The sequence below is a fragment of the Immundisolibacter sp. genome, from assembly GCF_041625615.1.
Classification (GTDB): domain Bacteria; phylum Pseudomonadota; class Gammaproteobacteria; order Immundisolibacterales; family Immundisolibacteraceae; genus Immundisolibacter.
Genome location: NZ_JBFJTF010000006.1, coordinates 1 through 18,555 on the forward strand (window position 1 = coordinate 1; position 18,555 = coordinate 18,555).

The following is an 18,555-nucleotide window of genomic DNA, read 5'->3' on the forward strand; positions in this document are numbered from 1 at the left end:
CTCGACCGGCAGTTGCATGATCTGGTCCACCGACCGCAACGCCGCCACCGACTGATCGAAACGCACCAGCAGCGCCGCAACCTGTGCCAACGGACCCAGTGCCCGGCTGGCAAGCATCACGCAGGCAATCAAGCCACCGACGCTGAGTTCGCCCTTGATGATCAAGTGCACGCCGTACACCAGGATACCCAAGGAACACAGCTGCACGGCGAGGCCGGCGGCGTTGATGGCGGACGCCGAGAGCATGCGCGAGCGCATGCCCAGCCGCGCCAGGGAGCCGACCAGCTGTTCCCAACGACGCTGGATGGGGCCAGACGCACCAATGCTGCGCACCGTCTCGTAACCGGTGAGGGTCTCGATCAGCGTGGCGTGCTTTTGCGATGCCTGGCGCATGGATTCCTGCACCAGCGCGCGCAGGCGCACCTGCGCCCGCCAGGCATACAGCACCACCAGCGGCATCAGCGCCAGCGGCACCAACACCAGGGGCCCTCCCAGCCACGCAATCACGGCCAGGAACAGGAGGGCGAACGGCACATCGATCAACGTGGTCAACGTGGCGGAGGTAATGAACTCGCGGAATACCTCGAATTCCTGCAGCTGGTTGGCAAACGCCCCCACCGAACGCGGGCGGGCCTCCATGCGCAGCCCCATGACCCGCTCGAACAAGCGCGCCGACAGCGCGACGTCGAATTTCTTGCCGGCCACGTCCAGAAAGTACGCGCGCAGGGTGCGCATCAGCAGGTCGAACAGCGCCACCACACCGACGCCGATGGCCAACACCCACAGCGTTTCCACCGCGCGGTTCGGAACCACCCGGTTGTAGACGTTCATGGTGAACAGCGGCAACGCCAGCGCGAAGATGTTGACCAGAAATGCCGCCAGCAGCACCTCGCTGTAAATCGGCCACAGCTTGCGCAGCGTTCCCCAGAACCAGTGTCCTGACACCGGCGCCGCGTACTCGGCGCTGCGTTCGTCGAAGATCGGTGCCGGGCGTACCAGCAACGCGCTGCCCGCATACTCGGCTTCCAGACGCTCGCGCGGCCAAACGGCCTCACCCATGCCCGCGTCCGGGTCGACCACCCGCGCCGCGCCCTCTGCCTGCCATTCCAACAGCACCACCGCCCGACAATCATGCAGCAGCACGACAACCGGCAGCACCGCCGGGCTGATCTGATCGAGCGCACGACGCACGACCCGAGCGCTCAGGGCGGCGCGCTCGGCCGCGCGCACGAACAGCGCCGGCGTCAGCGCCCCGTCCTGCAACGGCAACCCGGCCGTCAATGCCTGGTGTGACTTGGGGCGCTGGTAAAGGCGCGTCAGAAAGGTCAGACACTCGAGCAGCGGATCATCCGGCCGATGCAGATCGGCGTCAGCCAACGGCCATTGGGCCGCAGCCGACGCGGAAGCGTTTTCCATGAAAAACCCTTAAGGTTCGGGCGCAATGGGCCGTAGACAATACACCAGCCCAAACTTGGCACAAGGCCCAGATAACGGTGTCATCCCGCTTCTTCGACTGGCACCAGCGTGGCGACGGTATCGCTGCGTCGGCGCCCCCGGAACCGAACCGTGCCGTGTGACAGAAAGCCCTCATCGCCGCGCCCAGAATCCGCGTGTCGCGAGCGACGCGGCGTGGCGCGGCATTCGCGTTTGCTGTGCCTGCTGCTGACTATTCTATTGCTGCCGGCCAGCGCCGACTGGCCAGCGCTCGACGACGCCACCCTGCAGGCCGTCACCCAGCGTCACGGCGCGCTGGCAGCCGATCGCCTGCGCGCCTGGCAGGCCCTGATCGACGACTACCGCGACCACCCCCTGCACACCCAACTGCAGGCCACCAACGACTTCTTCAACCGGCTGGAATTCGTCGACGACATCGTGCACTGGCGGCGTGCCGACTACTGGGCAACGCCGGTGGAGTTCCTCACCAGTGGCGGTGGTGACTGCGAGGATTTCGCGATTGCGAAATATTTCACACTGCTGGAGATGGGCGTCCCCGAGTCGCGTCTGCAGATCACCTACGTCAAGGCACTTCGCCTGAGCCAGGCGCACATGGTGCTGGCCTACTACGCCAACCCGGCCGCGGATCCGCTGGTGCTGGACAACCTGGCAATCGACGTTTTGCCCGGTTCCGCCCGCAGCGACTTGGTCCCCGTGTACAGTTTCAACGGCTACGGCCTGTGGCTGTCCAAGGCCCGCGGCCGCAGCCAAAGGGTGGGCGGTGCCGAGCGATTGAGCCTGTGGCAGGACCTCAAAAGCCGCCTGGCACAGCAACGGGCCAGTGCCGGCCAAGCCTTCGCACAAACCATAGAGAAAAAACGATGACGCTGCTTCGGCAACTGATCATGGCCATCCTGGCAGTCCTGCTGCTGGTATTCGTCGGCAGCGTCACCATCAACGTGGTCAACACGCGCCAGTACCTGGACGCCCAGCTCCAATCGCACGCACAGGACGCCGCCACATCACTGGGCCTGTCGCTGTCTACCAGCGTCGCCGAAGACGACCGCGCCACCATGGAATCCATGGTCGACGCCATGTTCGACAGCGGCTACTACCGCACCATTGAACTGGTGAACACCGACGGCGCCGTGTTGTTGCAGCGCACCCAGCCGGTGCGTCTGGGCGAGGTGCCGGACTGGTTCGTGGGACTTCTGCCGCTGCGGACACCGGTCGGTGATGCGCTACTGATGTCCGGCTGGCGGCAGTTGGGCCAGGTCCGCGTGCGCAGCAACCCCGGCTACGCCTACCTGGAGCTGTGGCGCACCACGCGTGACTCGATCCAGCTGTTCGCGGCCGTCAGTGTTCTGGCTATGCTGCTGGCGGTGTTGGGCGTACGCGTGCTGCTGCGCCCGCTGCGTGCCACCGAAACCCAGGCGATCGCCATCGCCGCGCGCGACTTCCCGGTTCAGGAGCGCCTGCCACGCACGCGCGAGCTGCGCCGTGTGGTGCAGGCCATGAACCACATGTCGCGCAAGGTGCAACAGATGCTGCACGAGCAGATCACGCTCAGCGAGGCCCTGCGCGCCCAGGCGTTCCGGGACCCGGTGACCGGCCTAGGCAACCGGGCATTGTTCGAGCACGACCTGCACCACCTGCTGACCGCCCCGGAGGAACACTTTCGCGGCACGCTGGCGCTGGTGCAGCTGCGCGACTTCAAGGCCTTCAACAATGCCCACGGCTACGCCGCCGGTGACGACCTGTTGCGCCAGGCGGCCGGCGCACTGCGTGAGGCCAGCGCCGACTTCGCGCCCCACACCCTGGCGCGCCTGGGCGGCGCCGACTTTGGGTTGCTTGTGGCGTGCGGCGAGGATGCCGAACTCGCCGAACTGGGCGCCACCCTGAGTCGCGCGCTGGCCGGCTTGCACGACCATGGCCTGCTGGCCGAGGCGGATGTCGGTCATGTCGGCCTGGCCGTGCATGCCGGCAACGACACGCCATCGGCCCTGCTCAGCCGTGCCGACGCGGCGCTGCGCGCGGCGCAGACCCAGGCCGGCAACGCCTGGCACGTGGCGGCGCCCGTGACCGGCACCACCCCGCGCCCCGCCAGTGCCTGGCGTGAGTTGCTCAACGAAAGCCTGCGCGACGGTGCCCTGGCCCTGTATGTCCAGCCGGTCATGCGTCTTGACGGCGAAGCGCCACTGCATCACGAGGTGCTGGTACGCCTGCACAGCGACGGGGAACTGCTGCCGGCCGGAGGGTTCATGCCCATGGCCGAACGGTTCGGTCTCGCCAGTGCTGTCGACCGTGCCGTGGTCGGCTCGGTACTGCAACGCCTGCCCGAACTGCCGGCCGACCGCCGTCTCGCGGTGAACCTGAGCCCCAGCTCTCTCGCCGACACTCAATTCCGGCAGTGGCTGGACTCACAGTTGGCCGCACACCCGACCCTGGCGGGGCGACTCACGTTCGAAGTGCCCGAATACGGCGCGGCCCGACATCTGACGGCGCTGCGGGACCTCGCCGAGCGGCTGTCGCGCGCCGGCAGCGGCCTGGCGCTGGATCACTTCGGCCGCGGCTTCAACCCGTTCGATTATCTGGCGGGGCTGAAACTGCGTTACATCAAGGTCGACGGCCGCTACATCCGCGCCCTGCCACAGGACAGCGACAGCCGGTTTTTCGTCCATACCCTGCGCGAGGTCGCACACGGCCTGGAGTGCCTGATCATTGCCGAGACGGTCGAGGACGCCACGCAGCTGACCGCCGTCTGCGACCTGCGCATGGATGGCGCGCAGGGCTATCACCTGGCAACGCCGCAGCCGCTGTAGCCCGGCGGCGAACGTCACAGCACGTCGTCGTCGCCATCCACCAGCGGATTGAACGCCCCCAGACGGGCACGCAGCCGGCCACGCAGCAACAGCTTGCGTCGGGCACCTTCCGGCAGGTCGGTGAACATGATCACGCCGTTGTCAGCCAACAGCGCGACCAGGTCCTCCACCACGCGTGCCAGGTCGGCGTCGGTAACCGACAACGCCTCGGCCGCCGCCGCCTCACCGCCGTGACGCAGCAGGAACTCAAGCACATCCGGATGATCGCCCGGCAACGGCCCCTCGCTGCCGTCCTGCGGCTCGGCAAACACCGCCTCGATCAAGCCGTCAGTGGCGCGCCGCACATAGAACATCTGTCACACCCCGTGCCCGCAAGGGCGGTCATGATACCGATCGCCGCTCAGGCGCCACCCATGGCGTGCAGGATTTCCGGTTCGAACCCGAACTGGCGCAGGTCCGGCATGCGCTGCGGGTACAGCACACCGTCCAGGTGGTCGCACTCGTGCTGCACCACGCGTGCGTGAAAACCGGTGACCTCGCGCTCGATGCGCTGCCCACGCTCGTCGTACGCACTGTAGCGGACCGCCCGCGGCCGCGGCACCAGCCCGCGCAAGCCGGGCACGCTCAGACACCCTTCCCAGCCGGCCTCGGGCGTCGGGTCGAGCACCTCGATCACCGGATTGATCAGCACCGTGCGCGGCACCGCCTCGGCCTGCGGGTAGCGCGGATTGTGCGTCACGCCGAACACCACCACCCGCACCGAGACACCGATCTGCGGCGCCGCCAGGCCGGCGCCGCTGCAGGCCGCCATGGTGTCGAACAGGTCCTCGAGCAAGGTGGCAACCGCCGGATCGCGCGGATCGGCCACCGGCTGCGCCACACGCAGCAATAACGGATGCCCCATCCGCAGCACCTGCCTGACTGCCATAACGCCTCCGAGCCGTACAACCGGCACCAGCGTACCGCAGCGCGCCTGCCGCTACACTGCGCGGCCTTCCCGCTGCCCTGCCCACCATGACCGCGGTTACCGCCCGCCAACGCCTGAGCTCCAACGGCGCACTGTTCGCGCTGCTGGCGGCGTTCGGTTTCTCCATGAAGGCCATCCTGGTCAAGCTCGCCTACGCCTGGCAGCCGGTGGACGCCGTCACCCTGCTGGCACTGCGCATGCTGATGGCGTTGCCGTTTTTCCTCGCCCTGGCCTGGCAGGCACGTGACCGCGGCACCGCCACGCCGCTGCAGGCCAGCGACTGGCTGCGGCTGGCCTGGCTCGGTGTGACCGGCTACTACCTGGCCAGCATCCTCGATTTCTGGGGCCTGCAATACATCAACGCCGGCCTGGAACGGCTGATCCTGTTCCTGTACCCGACCCTGGTGGTGGTGCTCGGCGCCTGGCTCACACGCCGCCCGGTGGCACGGCGCGAACGCTGGGCGCTGGCGCTGTCCTACGGCGGCATCGCGCTCGCGTTCCTGAGCGACCTGCGCCTGGCCAGCGACCGTGGCGTGCTGATCCTGGGCAGCGCACTGGTGTTCGGCTCGGCGGTGTCCTACGCCCTGTACCTGCTGGCGAGCGGCAACACCATCGCCCGCCTCGGCAGCCGACGCACGGCCGCCTACGGCATGCTCATCTCGACCGCACTGGTGCTGGCGCAGTTCGCCGCCACCCAGCCGCTGGCCGCCCTGCGCCAGCCCTGGCCCATCTACGGCCTGGCACTGGCCATGGCGGTGTTCTCCACCGTGCTGCCGTCACTGCTGCTGGCCGAGGCCATCAAGCGCATCGGCGCCGGCCGGGTGGCGATGATCGGCTCGGCCGGGCCGATCATCACCATCTATCTTGGCGTGGTGCTGCTCGGCGAACCGGCCACCGCCGTGCAGCTGCTTGGCGCCGCCCTGGTGCTCACCGGCGTACTGCTGGTGACACTGCCAAGCCGCCGGACACCTGCCGACTGAACCCACCCGCAGCAGCGCCGCCCGGCGCCTGCCCGCATAATGCCCGCCCCGCCAACAGCACCCGTGCCGATGAAACGCCGCCACCGCCGTGCCCCCAAGCCGGCCACCGAACCGTTACCGCAACCCGTACTGATCGAACGCATGGCCGACGGCGGCCAGGGCGTCACTCACCTCGACGGCAAGCTGTGCTTTGTCGCCGGCGCGCTGACCGGCGAACGCGTCGAAGCCGCCTGGCTGAACCGCCACGCCAGCTACGACGAGGCGATCACCACCGCCGTGCTGCACGCATCGACGGAGCGGGTGACGCCCCCGTGCGCCGCCTATGAGCGCTGCGGCGGCTGCGTGCTGCAACACCAGGCACCCGACGCCCAGGCGCGGGACAAGCAGGCGCAGCTGGCAGAGAAGCTCGAACGCCTGGGCAACGTGGCACCCGATGCCTGGCTGGCGCCGGTGCGCGGCCCGGCCTGGCACTACCGGCGCCGGGCCCGCCTGGGCGTGCGCCACGTACCCAAGAAAGGCGGCGTGCTGGTCGGTTTCCGCGAACGGCGCTCGTCCTTCCTGACCGACATGACCGCCTGCCCGGTGCTCGACGCACGCCTGTCGGACCTGATCGCACCGCTGCGCACCCTGATCGGCGGTCTGTCCATCGCCGCCCAGGTGCCGCAGCTGGAAGTGACCGCCACCGACGACGACGTGCTGCTGGTCATGCGCCACCTGGCGCCGCTGAGCGACGCCGACCGTGCCGCGCTGACCGCCTTCGCCGCCGAGCACGGCCTGCGCTGGTTCCTGCAGCCGGCGGGCCCGGCCTCGGTACACCCGCTGCCGCCGGCCGACGACCGGCCGCTGCAGTACCGGCTGGACGCATTCGGCCTCTCGCTCGAGTTCGGGCCGCTCGATTTCACCCAGGTCAACTTCGCCATCAACCAGCAGCTGGTGCCGCTGGCGGTCGACCTGCTGGCACCGACCCCCGGCGAACGGATCGCGGACCTGTTCTGCGGCGTCGGCAACTTCAGCCTGGCACTGGCCAGCCGCGGCGCCAGCGTGCTCGGCCTGGAGGGCGACGCCGCCCTGGTAGCCCGTGCCCGGGACAACGCCCGCCGCGCCGGTCTGGCCGAGCGCTGCACCTTCGACACCGTCAACCTGTACGACGACGCCGACGCCGCCCTCGGCCGGCTCGGCCGCCAGGACGCCTGGCTGCTGGACCCACCGCGTTCGGGCGCGCAGGCACTGTGCAGCGCCCTGCCGGCGCCCGGCCCGGCGCGCATCGTGTACGTGTCGTGCAACCCCGCCACGCTGGCGCGCGACGCCGGCCTGCTGGCCGCGCAGGGTTACCGGCTGGCGCGGGCCGGCATCATCGATATGTTCCCGCACACCGCGCACGTAGAATCAATCGCCCTGTTCGAACGCAGCTGAGCCATGCACGCGCTTGCCCGCGAACACTGCACCCCACTCCCGGCCGGCGCCCGCCCGCTGACGGCGACCGACTGGCCGCCGCTGCTGGCGCAGCTGGACGGCGCCTGGCAGATCGTCGACGGCCACCACCTCACACGCAGCTGGCGCCTGCCGGACTTCGCCCAGGCGCTGGCACTGGTGAACCGCATCGGCGCGCTGGCCGAGGCGCAGGACCATCACCCGGACCTGGTGCTGCGCTGGGGCCGGGTCGACCTGACGCTGTGGACGCACACGGTGGACGGCCTCAGCCGCAACGACTTCATCCTCGCCGCGCACATCGACCGCCTGGCGCCATGACCGCGGCCGTCATCGACCAGGCAGTCGCGCTGCTGCGCGCCGGGCAGGTGGTGGCGCTGCCGACCGAAACCGTCTACGGCCTCGGCGCCGACGCCCTGAACCCGGACGCCGTGGCGCGCATCTTCGCCCTCAAGGGCCGGCCGGCCGACCACCCGCTGATCGTGCACCTGCCGCCCGAGGCGGCCCTGGAAGACTGGGCGGCCGACGTGCCGGCGGCGGCGCGGGCACTGGCGGCGGCGTTCTGGCCCGGCCCGCTGACGCTGATCCTGCGCCGCCACGCGCGGGTACCGCTGGCCGTCACCGGCGGCCAGGACACGGTGGCCCTGCGCGTGCCCGATCACCCGCTGGCACTGGCGCTGCTGCGCGCCTTCGCCAGCGGCATCGCCGCGCCGTCTGCCAACCGCTTCGGCCACATCAGCCCCACCACCGCCGCCCACGTGCGCGATGAGTTCGGCGACGCGGTGCCGCTGATCCTGGACGGCGGCCCGTGCCGGGTGGGGCTGGAATCCACCATCGTCGACCTGTCGCGCGGGGCACCGGTGGTGCTGCGCCCGGGCGCCATCGGTGCCGCCGACATCACCCGTGTCACCGGCCACGCACCGGCCGCCCAGCGCGCCGCCCGCCAGGCACCGGCGCCGCGCGCATCCGGCCTGCTGGCGCGCCACTACGCGCCGCGCACGCCAGCCGAACTGGTCAACGGCGCCGACCTGCCGGGCCGACTGGCGGCACTGGCCGCGCACGGCGACCGGGTGGGCGTGCTGGCCCTCGGCCGGCCGCTGGGGCACGGCCTCGCCCTGCCCGACGACCCGCCGGCCTACGGACGGGGGCTGTACGCGGCGCTGCGGGAACTGGACCGTGGCGGCTACGATCGGTTGCTGATCGAGGCCCCGCCGCAGGACGACGCCTGGCGCGCCGTCAACGACCGCCTGCGACGGGCCGTGGCCACGGACGACTGAGCCGCCCGGACGCCACGGAGGATCAAGCCAGCCCCGCGCCGTCCAGGCGTTCGAGCCTGACCACCTCGCTCACCGGCTTGCGGTAGCCGCGCGGCGCCGCCGGCGCCTTGCCGTGCCCCATGACGATGAGCATGGCCGGCAGGTAGTTGTCGGTCAGGCCAATCACCTCGGCCACCGCCTGCGGATTGAAGCCGATCATGGCGCCGGTATCGAGGCCGCGCGCCTTGGCCGCGTACATCAGCGTCATCGACGCCAGGGACGCGCCGCGAATGGCCTCGTCACGGGCGAACTGCGCATTGCCGCCGTACATCTGCGCGGTCATGCCGATCATGCGCTCGCGCATCGGCTCCGGCGCCTGGGCAAACACGGTTGGCGCGTCGACGTGGGCGTCCAGCCTGGCGCAGACCACGATGGCCGCCCCGCAGTTCTCAACCTGTGCCTGGTCCATGGCGGCCGCACGCAGGCGTTTTTTCTGCTCCGCCTCGCGCACCACCACGAACGCCCACTGCTGCAGGTTGAAGGCACTCGGGCTCAGGATCACCTCGTCGAAGATGGCCTTCAGGTCGGCGTCGGTCACCGGCTGCGACAGATCGTAGTCGCGCACGCTGCGCCGGGCCTGAACCAGTTCCGAGAAACTCATGCTTGCCTCCATGGATAGTGCGGTGTGGTGCGCTGAACGGCGCACCCGACCGACCGCCTCAGGCAGCCGGTGGGGTCGGGCGACGCGCCAGCAGGTAAAAGCTCGCCGAGCCGACGTAGCCGGCCGCAATCAGGCCGTATATGGCGGCGTAGGAGTGATAGACATCGTACACGGCCGAGGCGATCACCGGCCCCAGCCCCAGCGCCATCAGCTGGAAACTGGCCATCACCCCGGCGATGCGGCCAAAGGCGAAACGGCCGAAATACCTGGACAGGATCAGCCCGGTCAGCGAACCCTCGCCGCGCACCAGCAGACCCAGCACGGCGGACAGCACCAGCGCGCCGGTGGTGGTGTCCACCGTCAGCATCAGCAGGATGCCCCCGGCAGCCAGCAACTGCGAGACGATGGCCAGCCGCCGCTCGGAGAAAAACTCCGACAGATAGCCCCACACCACGTTGGCCAGCGCGCCGGTCAGGGCCAGGATGCTGACCGCGGTCACCGCCTGCACCTGCGACACGCCCCGACTGACCAGATAGGTCACGTGGTAGAACACCACCGTGCCGTTGGCGGCGATCGCCACCACCGCCGCTGCCATCAGCAGGCGCAGCGCCCAGGTGCGCAGCGCCTGCTGCAGGGTCCACGGGTAATCGTCGCCGCTCGGGCGCGGGCGCCGGCCGGGTTTTGCCTCGTGCCGCGTCACCGGCCCACCGTCCGGCTGCAGGTCGAGCGCCTCCGGACTGCGGCGCAGCAGCAGCCAGGCCGGTGGCACCACCACCAGCACGCTGAGCGCGCCCATGGCCACGAACACCTCGCGCCAGTCCCAGCCGTGGCGCTGCAACCAGGCACCGGCGAAGGCCATCGCCGCGCCGCCCAGCGGCACCGACATGGAGGCAATGCCCAGCGCCCGGCCACGGTAGTGCTGGAACCAGTGCACGGCGATGGCCCGCTGCGCTGCCCCGCCAAGCGCGCCCTGCGCCGCCCCGCGCGCCAGGATGTAGCCCAGGAAGAACACCGCCAGGCTAGGGCTCCAGCCCATGAGCACGAAGCCCGACGCCATCACCATGGCCGCCAGCCCCATCAGCAGGCGCGGACCCCGGCGGTCCACCCAGGCGCCGGCCAGCGGCGAGATCAACCCCCCGGTGACGGTGCCGGCCAGCAGGGCCGTGGAAATGGCCGTGTGGCTCCAGCCGGTGTCCTGCGTGATGGCCAGCAGCACCGAGCCCATGTACATCTGGCTGCTGCCGGCGGAAATGAAGCCGCCCAGCGACGCCACCGCCAGCACCACCCAGCCGTAGTACACCCGCCCACCGAGGCGGGCCACGAGACGATCGGACACGTTAGTTCTATGCGGTTCGCAGGCCGTCAGAAACCGTCGCCGCCGGGCGCCGGCAACTCGGCCCGCGCCTGCTCGACCAGCTCCGCCGGCAGGGCCTTGGATGCCTCGACGCCGAGCGCCTTCAGATCCTCGGCCCGCTTGACCAGGTTGCCGCGCCCGCTGACCAGCTTGTTGTGAGCGGCATCGAACGCCTTTTGCGTGCTCTCCAGCCGGGTGCCGACGGTCTGGACGTCCTGCACGAAACCGACGAACTTGTCGTACAGGTCGCCGGCACGGCGGGCGATTTCCTGCGCGTTGCGGCTCTGGTGCTCGAAACGCCACACGTTCTGGACCATGCGCAGTGTGGTCAGCAACGTGGTCGGATTGACCAGCCCGATGTTGCGCTCCAGCGCCTCGGCGAACAACGCCGGTTCGGCGCGCAGCGCCTCCATGTAGGCCGGCTCGACCGGCACGAACAACAGCACGAAATCCAGCGAGCGCACACCCGGCAGCTGGTGGTAGGCCTTGTCGCCGAGGGTGCGGATGTGCGTGCGCAGCGAGGTCACGTGCTCGCGCAGGGCCTGGGCACGGGCGACGTCGTCCTCGGCGCTGACGTAGCGCTCGTAGGCGACCAGCGACACCTTGGCATCGATCACCACGTCCTTGCCGTCGGGCAGGTGCACGATGGCGTCCGGCCGCTGGCGGCCGTCCTCACCGGTGATGCTGACCTGCAGCTCGTATTCGCGGTCCTTGGCCAGGCCGGACTGCTCCAGGACCCGTTCGAGCACCAGTTCGCCCCAGGCACCCTGCGTGCGCGTGCTGCCCTTGAGCGCCCGGGTCAGGTTCACGGCATCCTCGGCAACACGCTGGTTGAGGTCGCGCAGGGTGTGGATTTCCTTCAGGAGCGACACCCGGTCACGCGATTCCTTGTCGTAAACGTCCTCCACGCGCTTCTGGAAGCCGCCGATCTGCTCGCGCAGCGGATTCAACAGCGCCTCCAGGCTGGTGCGGTTCTGGTCCGTGAAGCGCTTGCTCTTGTCCTCCAGGATCTCCTGCGCCAGGTTCTTGAACTGCTCGGTCAGCTGTCCGCGCGCCTCGTGCAGCAGGGCCAGCTTCTCCTCGCTGCGCCGGCGCTCCTCGGCCAGCTCCGTGGTGGCGCGCTCGAGGCGCACGGCCAGTGCCTGCACCTCGTCGCTGCGGGCGCGCAGCGCCGCCTCGCGGTCGTGCAGCGCGGCCTCCAGCGTCGGCAGACGGGCGCAGTCGGCCTGCAGGCGCGCACGTGCCTCGACCAGCGTCTGCTGTTCGCCGCGCAGGGTGTCCAGTTCCGCTGCCAAACGCTCGCCCTGTTGAAGCGCGTATCCCAGGCGACCGCGCGCCTGCACCAGGAAGACAGCCAGCACCACGGCCAGCAACCCGGCCGCCAGCGCGACCAGGACGGGGACGGAAAACACCATGCCGGAAAACGGTCCAAGAGTCTGTTACAAGGTTTGCACGATACCGCATACCCATCCGTCGTGACGGCCCGACAAATGGCCGCGGAGACCCGAAAGACATGAACATCGGCATCCCCACCGAAACCAAGAACAGCGAAAGCCGCGTGGCCCTGACACCGGCCGGTGCCGCCGCCCTGGTGGCGGACGGCCACAGCGTGCAGGTACAGCGCGGCGCGGGCGACGGTGCCGGCTTCAGCGACCCCGAGTACGCGACAGCCGGCGCCACGCTGACCGACGCCGCCGGCGCCTGGGGCTGCGAACTGGTGGTCAAGGTAAAGGAGCCGCTGGCGGCCGAGTACGGCTACCTCGACGGCCAGATGCTGTTCACCTACCTGCATCTGGCCGGCGTGGACCCGGCCCTGACCGAGACGCTGCTGGCCAGCAGGACCACCGGCATCGGCTACGAGACGGTGCGCGATGGCGCCGGCCACCTGCCGCTGCTGGCGCCGATGAGCGCCATCGCCGGCAACATGGCGGCGACGGTCGGCGCCTGGTACCTGGCCAGGCCGCACGGCGGCATCGGCGTGCAGCTCGGCCGCGTGCTGGGCGAGCGCCACGGTCGGGTGCTGGTGGTCGGCGACGGCGTGGTCGGCAGCCATGCCGCCGCCAGCGCGGCCGCGCTCGGCGCCGAGGTCATCGTCTACGGCATCGACCCCGCCCACGGGCAGGCGCTGCGCCAGACACTGCCGCAGGTCGACTGGCGCACGTCGAGCCCCGAGGCCATCGGCGCCGAGCTGGCGCAGGCGGACCTGCTGGTCGGCGCCGTGCTGCTGCCGGGCGACCGGGCGCCGCACCTGATCAGCGCCGACATGGTCCGCCGCATGCGTCCCGGCACGGTGATCGTGGACGTCAGCATCGACCAGGGCGGCTGCGTCGAGACCGCCCGTCCCACCAGCCATTCCGACCCGGTCTACACCGTCGACGGCGTGCTGCATTACTGCGTCACCAACATGCCGGGCGCCTACCCGCGCACCGCCACGGTGGCCCTCACGCAGGCCACGCTGCCCTACCTCAAGCGCCTGGCGACCGGCGGCCGGGCGGCGCTGTTCGAGGACCCGGCACTGGGCGCCGGCGTCAACACCCATGAGGGCTACCTCACCTGCCAGCCGGTCGCCCACGGCCTGAACCTGCAGGCGCGCTACCGGTCGCTGGACTCGCTGGCCTGAGGCAACGCCGGCTCGGCGCCGCGCACCAGCAGGCAGGCGCCGATCACCGCCGCCGGCATGAGCACCAGGTTCACCAGCGGCAACATCCCCAGCAGCAGCACCCCGCCCCCGAAACCGAGCGCCGGCCAGCGCGCGGCGGCGGCGCTGCGGCGCACGGCGGGAAAGTCCTGACCGCGATGGGCCAGCGGGTAGTCGAGATACTCCAGCGCCAGCAACCAGGCCCCCAGCAGCAGCCAGGCCGGACCGGCCAGCAGGTTCACACCCGGCACCCACAGCAACAGCCACAGCGGCAGCGCGCGCAGCAGGAAGTACCCGAGCTTGCGCAGTTCGTTACCGATCGCCGCCAGCGCGTCGGCCAGCCAGCCGCGCCCGTGTGCCGACGGCTCACCGAGCACCCGCGCCGCCAGCACGGCGTTGAACGGCGCGGCAATGAGATTGGCCAGCGCCGTGAAGGCGTACACCAGCACCAGCAGCAGCGCCAGCACGAACACCGGCCACAGCAGCAGCGCCAGCCAGTCCAGCCAGCCGGGCAGCAGCCCGCGCAGCCACTGCACCGCGTCGCCCACATAATGGACGGCGGCCACCGTGCCGGCGGCGAACAGCAACACGTTGATCAACAGCGGCGTCAGAACCAGACCGCGCCACCTGCGATCAAACAGCACCGAAAAACCGCGATACAGGCACTGCAGTCCCGCCATCGCCGACGCTACCGGCATCTCAAACCCTCCCTGCGCGTGATCACGGGTTGATCGGCTGACGGCTGATCAGCATCAGCGCGTGCATCGCACGGCCGATCGAGCATGCATTCCGGGCCGACGCGTGGTCCAAGGCGGGGGGCGCCCTTGCGCACCAACCCGGCAACCCCATCTTGTACTCCACCGCGCGCCGCCCACAACGCGGCACCACACGAAGTCCTCATGTCCCGACCCCAACACAGACTGCGCGTACTGACCTACAACATCCAGGTGGGCATAGACACCCGCCACTACCGCCAGTACCTGACACGCGGCTGGCGGCACATGCTGCCGTTTCCCGGCCGCCAGGAAAACCTCGACCAGGTGGCGGCCGTGCTGCGCGACCACGACATCGTCGCCCTGCAGGAGATCGACGCCGGCTCCTACCGTGGCGCCTTCCTGAATCAGGCCCAGTACCTGGCCGACCTGGCCGGCTTTCCCAACTGGCACCTGCAGGTGAACCGCAACTACGGCGCCCTCGCCCGGCACGGCATCGCCGTGCTCAGCCGCCTGCCCCCGACCGGCATCCGCGAGTGCCGCCTGCCCGGCTTTCTGCCCGGTCGCGGGGCGTTGCTGCTGAGCTTTGGCAGCGACCGGCGGCCGCTGCACGTGCTGGCCGTGCACCTGTCGCTCGGCCAGCGCTCGCGCATGCGCCAGCTGCGCTACCTGTCGCGCCTGGCCATGCACTGCAAGGACCTGATCCTGCTTGGCGACATGAACTGCGCCGCCTGGCAGCTGGAGCGCAACTCCGGCCTGATCCACGCCGGACTGCGCGTGGCCGACACCGAAGGACACAGCTACCCGTCCTGGCGTCCACGGCGTAACCTCGACCATGTACTGGTATCGCCGGGGCTGAGCGTGCACCGTGCCCGGGTGCTCGATCATCCCATGTCCGACCACCTGCCGGTGGCGGTGGAACTGGACTTGCCGCCGGCGCTGGCCGCCAGTCTGGCCGAGCCGGTGGCTGCCTGCGCCTGACACGCAACGCTGCACGGAGGACCGCCATGCCATCGCGAGACCTCGAACGCCGCATGTGGGCAGAGGCCTGTGCCCTGCTCGACCAGGCCGAACGGTTACAACGCCAATTCTTCGATCCCCCCGGCGGACGCGGCACCGGCCGTGGCTGGCAGCCGCCCGTCGACGTGTACTCCGCCGGTTCTGAGCTGGTGATCATGGCCGCCCTGCCGGGAGTGACCGCCGAACGGCTGGAGGTCGGCATCGACGGCGTGATGCTGATGATCGCCGGCGAACGTCGCCTGCCCGATGCGCTGCGCGGGCACCGTGTACAGCGCCTGGAAATTCCGCGCGGCCGCTTCGAGCGCCGCCTGCGTCTGCCGCCGGGCACGTATCAGATCGGCCGCCTGGAACTGAGCCACGGCTGCCTGGTTCTGATCCTGCACCGGGTCGAGTCGATGACCGGAGAATGAACATGAACAACGAAACCGCCGTGTCCACCGCCCGCCAGGCCGAAGACGACGTTCTGCTGATCCTGCCGGTACGCAACCTGGTCCTGTTTCCGGGTGTGGTGATGCCGTTGACGGTCGGCCGCAAGGGCTCGATCGAGGCGGCCCAGGAGGCCGTGCGCAGCGATCGCCCGCTGGGCCTGCTGCTGCAGAAGGAAGCCGGTGACGACCACCCGGGACCGGACGATCTTTACAAGGTCGGCACCGTGGCCAGCGTGCTGCGCTTCGTGTCGGCGCAGGACGGCGCCCACCACGTGGTGTGCCAGGGCGAGGAGCGGTTCCGGGTGCTGGACTTCATCCCTGGCCATCCGTACCTGCTGGCGCGCATCGAGCGCTTCGCGGCTGCCGACGAGGGCGGCGTGGAGAACGAAGCCCGCACGCTGAACCTGCGCGAGCAGGCACTGCAGGCGCTGGAACTGCTGCCGCAAACGCCAGCCGAGCTGGTGCATGCCATCCAGTCCACGCCGACCGGCTCGGCACTGGCGGACCTGATCGTCAGCTACATGGACCTCAAGCCGCAGGAAAAGCAGGAAGTGCTCGAGCTGGTGGACCTGCCGCAGCGTCTGACGCGCGTATCCGAACTGCTGGCACGACGCATCGAAGTGTTGCGGATCCAGCGCGACATCTCGCAGCAGACACGCGAAAAGCTCGACGAGCGGCAGCGCGAATTCGTGCTGCGCGAACAGCTGAGAACGATCCAGAAGGAGCTTGGCGAGGCCGACGACCAGGCTGCCGAGGCCGAGGAACTGGCCGAGGCGGTTGCCAAGGCGGACATGCCGGCCGAGGTCGAGGAGCACGCACGCAAGGAACTCAAGCGCCTGGCCCGCATGCCCGAAGCCTCCGGCGAGTACCCGATGCTGCGCACGTACCTGGAGTGGCTCACCGAGCTGCCGTGGGGGAAAGCCAGCACGGACAACCTGGACATCGAAGCGGCCCGTGACGTGCTGGACCAGGATCACTGGGGGCTGGACAAGATCAAGCGCCGTATCCTCGAACACCTGGCGGTGCGCAAGCTCAGCCCCGAAGGCAAGAGCCCGATCCTGTGTTTCGTCGGCCCGCCGGGGGTCGGCAAGACCTCACTCGGCCAGAGCATCGCCCGCGCCATGGGCCGGCGGTTCGTGCGCGTGTCACTGGGCGGCGTACACGACGAGGCGGAAATCCGCGGCCACCGCCGCACCTACGTCGGCGCCCTGCCCGGCAACATCATCCAGTCCATCCGCAAGGCCGGCACGCGCAACCCGGTACTGATGCTCGACGAGATGGACAAGCTCGGCCAGGGCTTCCACGGCGACCCCTCGGCGGCCCTGCTGGAGGTGCTCGACCCCGAGCAGAATCATACGTTTCGCGACAACTACCTGGCCGTGCCATTCGACCTGTCACAGGTCATGTTCATCGCCACCGCCAACGTGCTCGACAACATCCCGGGCCCGTTGCGCGACCGCATGGAAGTGATCGAACTGCCGGGGTACACGCAGGAAGACAAGCTCGAAATCGCCCGCCGGTACCTGATCGACCGCCAAATGAAGGCCAGTGGCCTCGGCGCCGATCAGGCGCAGCTCACCGACGCCACGCTGCGCGCCATCATCGACGGGTACACCCGCGAAGCCGGCTGCCGCAATCTGGAGCGCGAAATCGGCGCCGTCCTGCGGCACCTGGCGGTGCGCGTGGCACAGGGCGAGACCGGCCCGCACCACATCGAAGCCGACGACCTGCCCGCCATCCTGGGCCCGGCCCGCTTCGACTCCGAGCTGGCCATGCGCACCTCCATGCCGGGGGTGGCCACCGGCCTGGCCTGGACCCCGGTCGGTGGCGACATCCTGTTCATCGAAGCCAGTCGCTCACCAGGCAACGGCAAGCTCATCCTCACCGGACAACTGGGCGAGGTGATGAAGGAAAGCGTCCAGGCGGCGCTGTCGTTGCTCAAGAGCCGAGCAACGGAACTGGGCATCGATCCGGCATCGTTCGACACGCACGACATTCACGTGCACGTGCCGGCCGGCGCCATCCCCAAGGACGGCCCGTCGGCCGGCGTGGCCATGTTCGTGGCACTGGCGTCGCTGCACACCGACCGCTGCGTGCGCGCCGACACCGCCATGAGCGGCGAGATCAGCCTGCGTGGGCTCGTGCTCCCGGTGGGCGGCATCAAGGAGAAGGTTGTCGCGGCGCATCGTGCCGGCATCCGCCGTGTGATGCTGCCGGCGCGCAACCAGAAGGACTATGACGACATCCCCGCCAGCGCCCGCGAGCAATTGGAGTTCATCTGGCTCGAAGGTGTCGATCAGGCCCTGGACGCCGTGTTCGAGCACCCACAGTCGGCCGATGCGCTGGCCGCCGATGGCGGCTGACCTGGAACCACGGGCCGGGCCAGCGCGGGAACCGCGCCGCGCCTGCCCGGTCCAACTCAACGCCGGCCGGCGACCTGCCACCCGGCACCACGAGGGTCCTGCCATGCAGAAAAAACCAATCTTCTCCGTTGTTCTCGGCGCTGCCCTGCTGGCGCTCGGCGGCACCGTGACTGCCGCCGGCCACGGCGCCGGCAAACCTGCCGATCCCGCTGCCACTCAACCGCCGGCCAGCAGTAACCGCCAGTCACTGCCGGACGCCGATCGCAGCCTGGAGCGTGCCCAGGAACGTCAGGCGGCACCGGCCCATGAGCACTCCCGAGCCCACGAGCAACGCATGGAACACGCGCCCGACCGCGGACTCGAACACCGCGATCCGCATTCGATGGAACCCCACGGCAAGGGCTGGAAGAACCCCGGCAACTAGCCCGCCACCACCAACCACCCAGCCAAAGCCCCGCCCCGCGGGGCTTTGGCGTTTCTGGGCCGACCGA

At 69.7% G+C, this 18,555-nt stretch carries 18 protein-coding genes; 11 read left to right on the plus strand and 7 right to left on the minus strand.

Annotation, left to right across the window (positions count from 1 at the left end; genetic code table 11):
• The coding region (locus tag ABYX71_RS00850) for an ABC transporter transmembrane domain-containing protein (protein ID WP_372693964.1) at positions 1-1,416 on the minus strand (1,416 nt) is incomplete at its 3' end.
• Positions 1,417-1,629: 213 nt separating this feature from the next.
• Here ABYX71_RS00850 and ABYX71_RS00855 point away from each other — a divergent pair.
• A complete protein-coding gene (locus ABYX71_RS00855) occupies positions 1,630-2,319 on the plus strand; it encodes a transglutaminase-like cysteine peptidase (RefSeq protein WP_372693965.1) in 690 nt (229 codons plus the stop codon).
• Positions 2,316-4,256: an EAL domain-containing protein gene (locus ABYX71_RS00860; protein ID WP_372693966.1), complete on the plus strand. Its 1,941-nt coding sequence runs from the start codon at positions 2,316-2,318 to the stop codon at positions 4,254-4,256. The genes ABYX71_RS00855 and ABYX71_RS00860 overlap by 4 nt, the downstream gene beginning before the upstream one ends.
• Before the next feature lie 14 nt (positions 4,257-4,270).
• On the opposite strand, the gene ABYX71_RS00865 is transcribed toward ABYX71_RS00860, so the two are convergent.
• Complete coding sequence (locus ABYX71_RS00865; protein ID WP_372693968.1) at positions 4,271-4,609, minus strand: tryptophan synthase subunit beta; 339 nt, start codon at positions 4,607-4,609, stop codon at positions 4,271-4,273.
• Positions 4,610-4,656: 47 nt separating this feature from the next.
• Positions 4,657-5,184, minus strand: a complete 528-nt coding sequence (gene def / locus ABYX71_RS00870; protein WP_372693970.1) for a peptide deformylase — start codon at positions 5,182-5,184, stop codon at positions 4,657-4,659.
• A gap of 86 nt (positions 5,185-5,270) precedes the next feature.
• Between def and ABYX71_RS00875 the strand changes: the two genes are divergently transcribed.
• From ABYX71_RS00875 to ABYX71_RS00890, 4 genes are all read left to right on the plus strand, one after another.
• Positions 5,271-6,203: a DMT family transporter gene (locus ABYX71_RS00875; protein WP_372693972.1), complete on the plus strand. Its 933-nt coding sequence runs from the start codon at positions 5,271-5,273 to the stop codon at positions 6,201-6,203.
• A 69-nt stretch (positions 6,204-6,272) separates the two neighbouring features.
• Positions 6,273-7,616 carry a 23S rRNA (uracil(1939)-C(5))-methyltransferase RlmD gene (gene rlmD, locus ABYX71_RS00880; protein WP_372693974.1) on the plus strand — a complete coding sequence of 448 codons (1,344 nt, stop codon included), beginning with the start codon at positions 6,273-6,275 and terminating at the stop codon, positions 7,614-7,616.
• Between the two features lie 3 nt (positions 7,617-7,619).
• Complete coding sequence (locus ABYX71_RS00885) at positions 7,620-7,952, plus strand: 4a-hydroxytetrahydrobiopterin dehydratase (protein WP_372693976.1); 333 nt, start codon at positions 7,620-7,622, stop codon at positions 7,950-7,952.
• Complete coding sequence (locus tag ABYX71_RS00890; protein ID WP_372693978.1) at positions 7,949-8,908, plus strand: L-threonylcarbamoyladenylate synthase; 960 nt, start codon at positions 7,949-7,951, stop codon at positions 8,906-8,908. Before ABYX71_RS00885 ends, ABYX71_RS00890 begins: the two co-directional genes overlap by 4 nt.
• A 22-nt stretch (positions 8,909-8,930) precedes the next feature.
• Here the strand turns inward: ABYX71_RS00890 and ABYX71_RS00895 are convergent, their stop codons facing one another.
• Genes ABYX71_RS00895 through rmuC form a run of 3 tightly spaced genes read right to left on the minus strand, consistent with a single transcriptional unit; the run spans position 8,931 to position 12,317 of the window.
• Complete coding sequence (locus ABYX71_RS00895; RefSeq protein WP_372693980.1) at positions 8,931-9,548, minus strand: nitroreductase family protein; 618 nt, start codon at positions 9,546-9,548, stop codon at positions 8,931-8,933.
• Positions 9,549-9,606: 58 nt separating this feature from the next.
• Entirely contained in the window at positions 9,607-10,884 is a 1,278-nt protein-coding gene (locus ABYX71_RS00900; RefSeq protein WP_372693982.1) for an MFS transporter, read from the minus strand.
• Between the two features lie 26 nt (positions 10,885-10,910).
• Positions 10,911-12,317, minus strand: coding sequence for a DNA recombination protein RmuC (gene rmuC / locus ABYX71_RS00905; RefSeq protein WP_372693984.1), 1,407 nt, complete (start codon positions 12,315-12,317; stop codon positions 10,911-10,913).
• A gap of 98 nt (positions 12,318-12,415) precedes the next feature.
• Between rmuC and ald the strand changes: the two genes are divergently transcribed.
• Positions 12,416-13,522, plus strand: a complete 1,107-nt coding sequence (gene ald, locus ABYX71_RS00910) for an alanine dehydrogenase (protein WP_372693986.1) — start codon at positions 12,416-12,418, stop codon at positions 13,520-13,522.
• Here ald and cysZ read toward each other — a convergent pair.
• Positions 13,495-14,238, minus strand: coding sequence for a sulfate transporter CysZ (cysZ, locus tag ABYX71_RS00915; protein ID WP_372693988.1), 744 nt, complete (start codon positions 14,236-14,238; stop codon positions 13,495-13,497). The two genes, ald and cysZ, sit on opposite strands and share 28 nt — an antisense overlap.
• Before the next feature lie 201 nt (positions 14,239-14,439).
• On the opposite strand from cysZ, the gene ABYX71_RS00920 reads away from it, so the two are divergent.
• The 4 genes from ABYX71_RS00920 to ABYX71_RS00935 all read left to right on the plus strand — a co-directional run bounded on the left by ABYX71_RS00920 (position 14,440) and on the right by ABYX71_RS00935 (position 18,488).
• The gene (locus ABYX71_RS00920; RefSeq protein ID WP_372693990.1) at positions 14,440-15,234 is read left to right on the plus strand and encodes an endonuclease/exonuclease/phosphatase family protein; all 795 of its coding nucleotides are present in this window, start codon (positions 14,440-14,442) and stop codon (positions 15,232-15,234) included.
• Between the two features lie 26 nt (positions 15,235-15,260).
• Positions 15,261-15,683: an Hsp20/alpha crystallin family protein gene (locus tag ABYX71_RS00925; RefSeq protein WP_372693992.1), complete on the plus strand. Its 423-nt coding sequence runs from the start codon at positions 15,261-15,263 to the stop codon at positions 15,681-15,683.
• A 2-nt stretch (positions 15,684-15,685) separates the two neighbouring features.
• Complete coding sequence (lon, locus tag ABYX71_RS00930; protein WP_372693994.1) at positions 15,686-18,064, plus strand: endopeptidase La; 2,379 nt, start codon at positions 15,686-15,688, stop codon at positions 18,062-18,064.
• A 103-nt stretch (positions 18,065-18,167) separates the two neighbouring features.
• Positions 18,168-18,488, plus strand: a complete 321-nt coding sequence (locus ABYX71_RS00935) for a hypothetical protein (RefSeq protein WP_372693996.1) — start codon at positions 18,168-18,170, stop codon at positions 18,486-18,488.
• The last annotated feature ends 67 nt before the right edge of the window (positions 18,489-18,555 follow it).

Coding starts and splice junctions, on each gene's coding strand:
- ABYX71_RS00860 (WP_372693966.1), top strand. CDS start 2,316: ATGACGCTGCTTCGGCAACTGATCATGGCCATCCTGGCAGTCCTGCTG.
- ABYX71_RS00865 (WP_372693968.1), bottom strand. CDS start 4,609: ATGTTCTATGTGCGGCGCGCCACTGACGGCTTGATCGAGGCGGTGTTT.
- def (WP_372693970.1), bottom strand. CDS start 5,184: ATGGCAGTCAGGCAGGTGCTGCGGATGGGGCATCCGTTATTGCTGCGT.
- ABYX71_RS00875 (WP_372693972.1), top strand. CDS start 5,271: ATGACCGCGGTTACCGCCCGCCAACGCCTGAGCTCCAACGGCGCACTG.
- rlmD (WP_372693974.1), top strand. CDS start 6,273: ATGAAACGCCGCCACCGCCGTGCCCCCAAGCCGGCCACCGAACCGTTA.
- ABYX71_RS00885 (WP_372693976.1), top strand. CDS start 7,620: ATGCACGCGCTTGCCCGCGAACACTGCACCCCACTCCCGGCCGGCGCC.
- ABYX71_RS00890 (WP_372693978.1), top strand. CDS start 7,949: ATGACCGCGGCCGTCATCGACCAGGCAGTCGCGCTGCTGCGCGCCGGG.
- ABYX71_RS00895 (WP_372693980.1), bottom strand. CDS start 9,548: ATGAGTTTCTCGGAACTGGTTCAGGCCCGGCGCAGCGTGCGCGACTAC.
- rmuC (WP_372693984.1), bottom strand. CDS start 12,317: ATGGTGTTTTCCGTCCCCGTCCTGGTCGCGCTGGCGGCCGGGTTGCTG.
- ald (WP_372693986.1), top strand. CDS start 12,416: ATGAACATCGGCATCCCCACCGAAACCAAGAACAGCGAAAGCCGCGTG.
- cysZ (WP_372693988.1), bottom strand. CDS start 14,238: ATGCCGGTAGCGTCGGCGATGGCGGGACTGCAGTGCCTGTATCGCGGT.
- ABYX71_RS00920 (WP_372693990.1), top strand. CDS start 14,440: ATGTCCCGACCCCAACACAGACTGCGCGTACTGACCTACAACATCCAG.
- ABYX71_RS00925 (WP_372693992.1), top strand. CDS start 15,261: ATGCCATCGCGAGACCTCGAACGCCGCATGTGGGCAGAGGCCTGTGCC.
- lon (WP_372693994.1), top strand. CDS start 15,686: ATGAACAACGAAACCGCCGTGTCCACCGCCCGCCAGGCCGAAGACGAC.
- ABYX71_RS00935 (WP_372693996.1), top strand. CDS start 18,168: ATGCAGAAAAAACCAATCTTCTCCGTTGTTCTCGGCGCTGCCCTGCTG.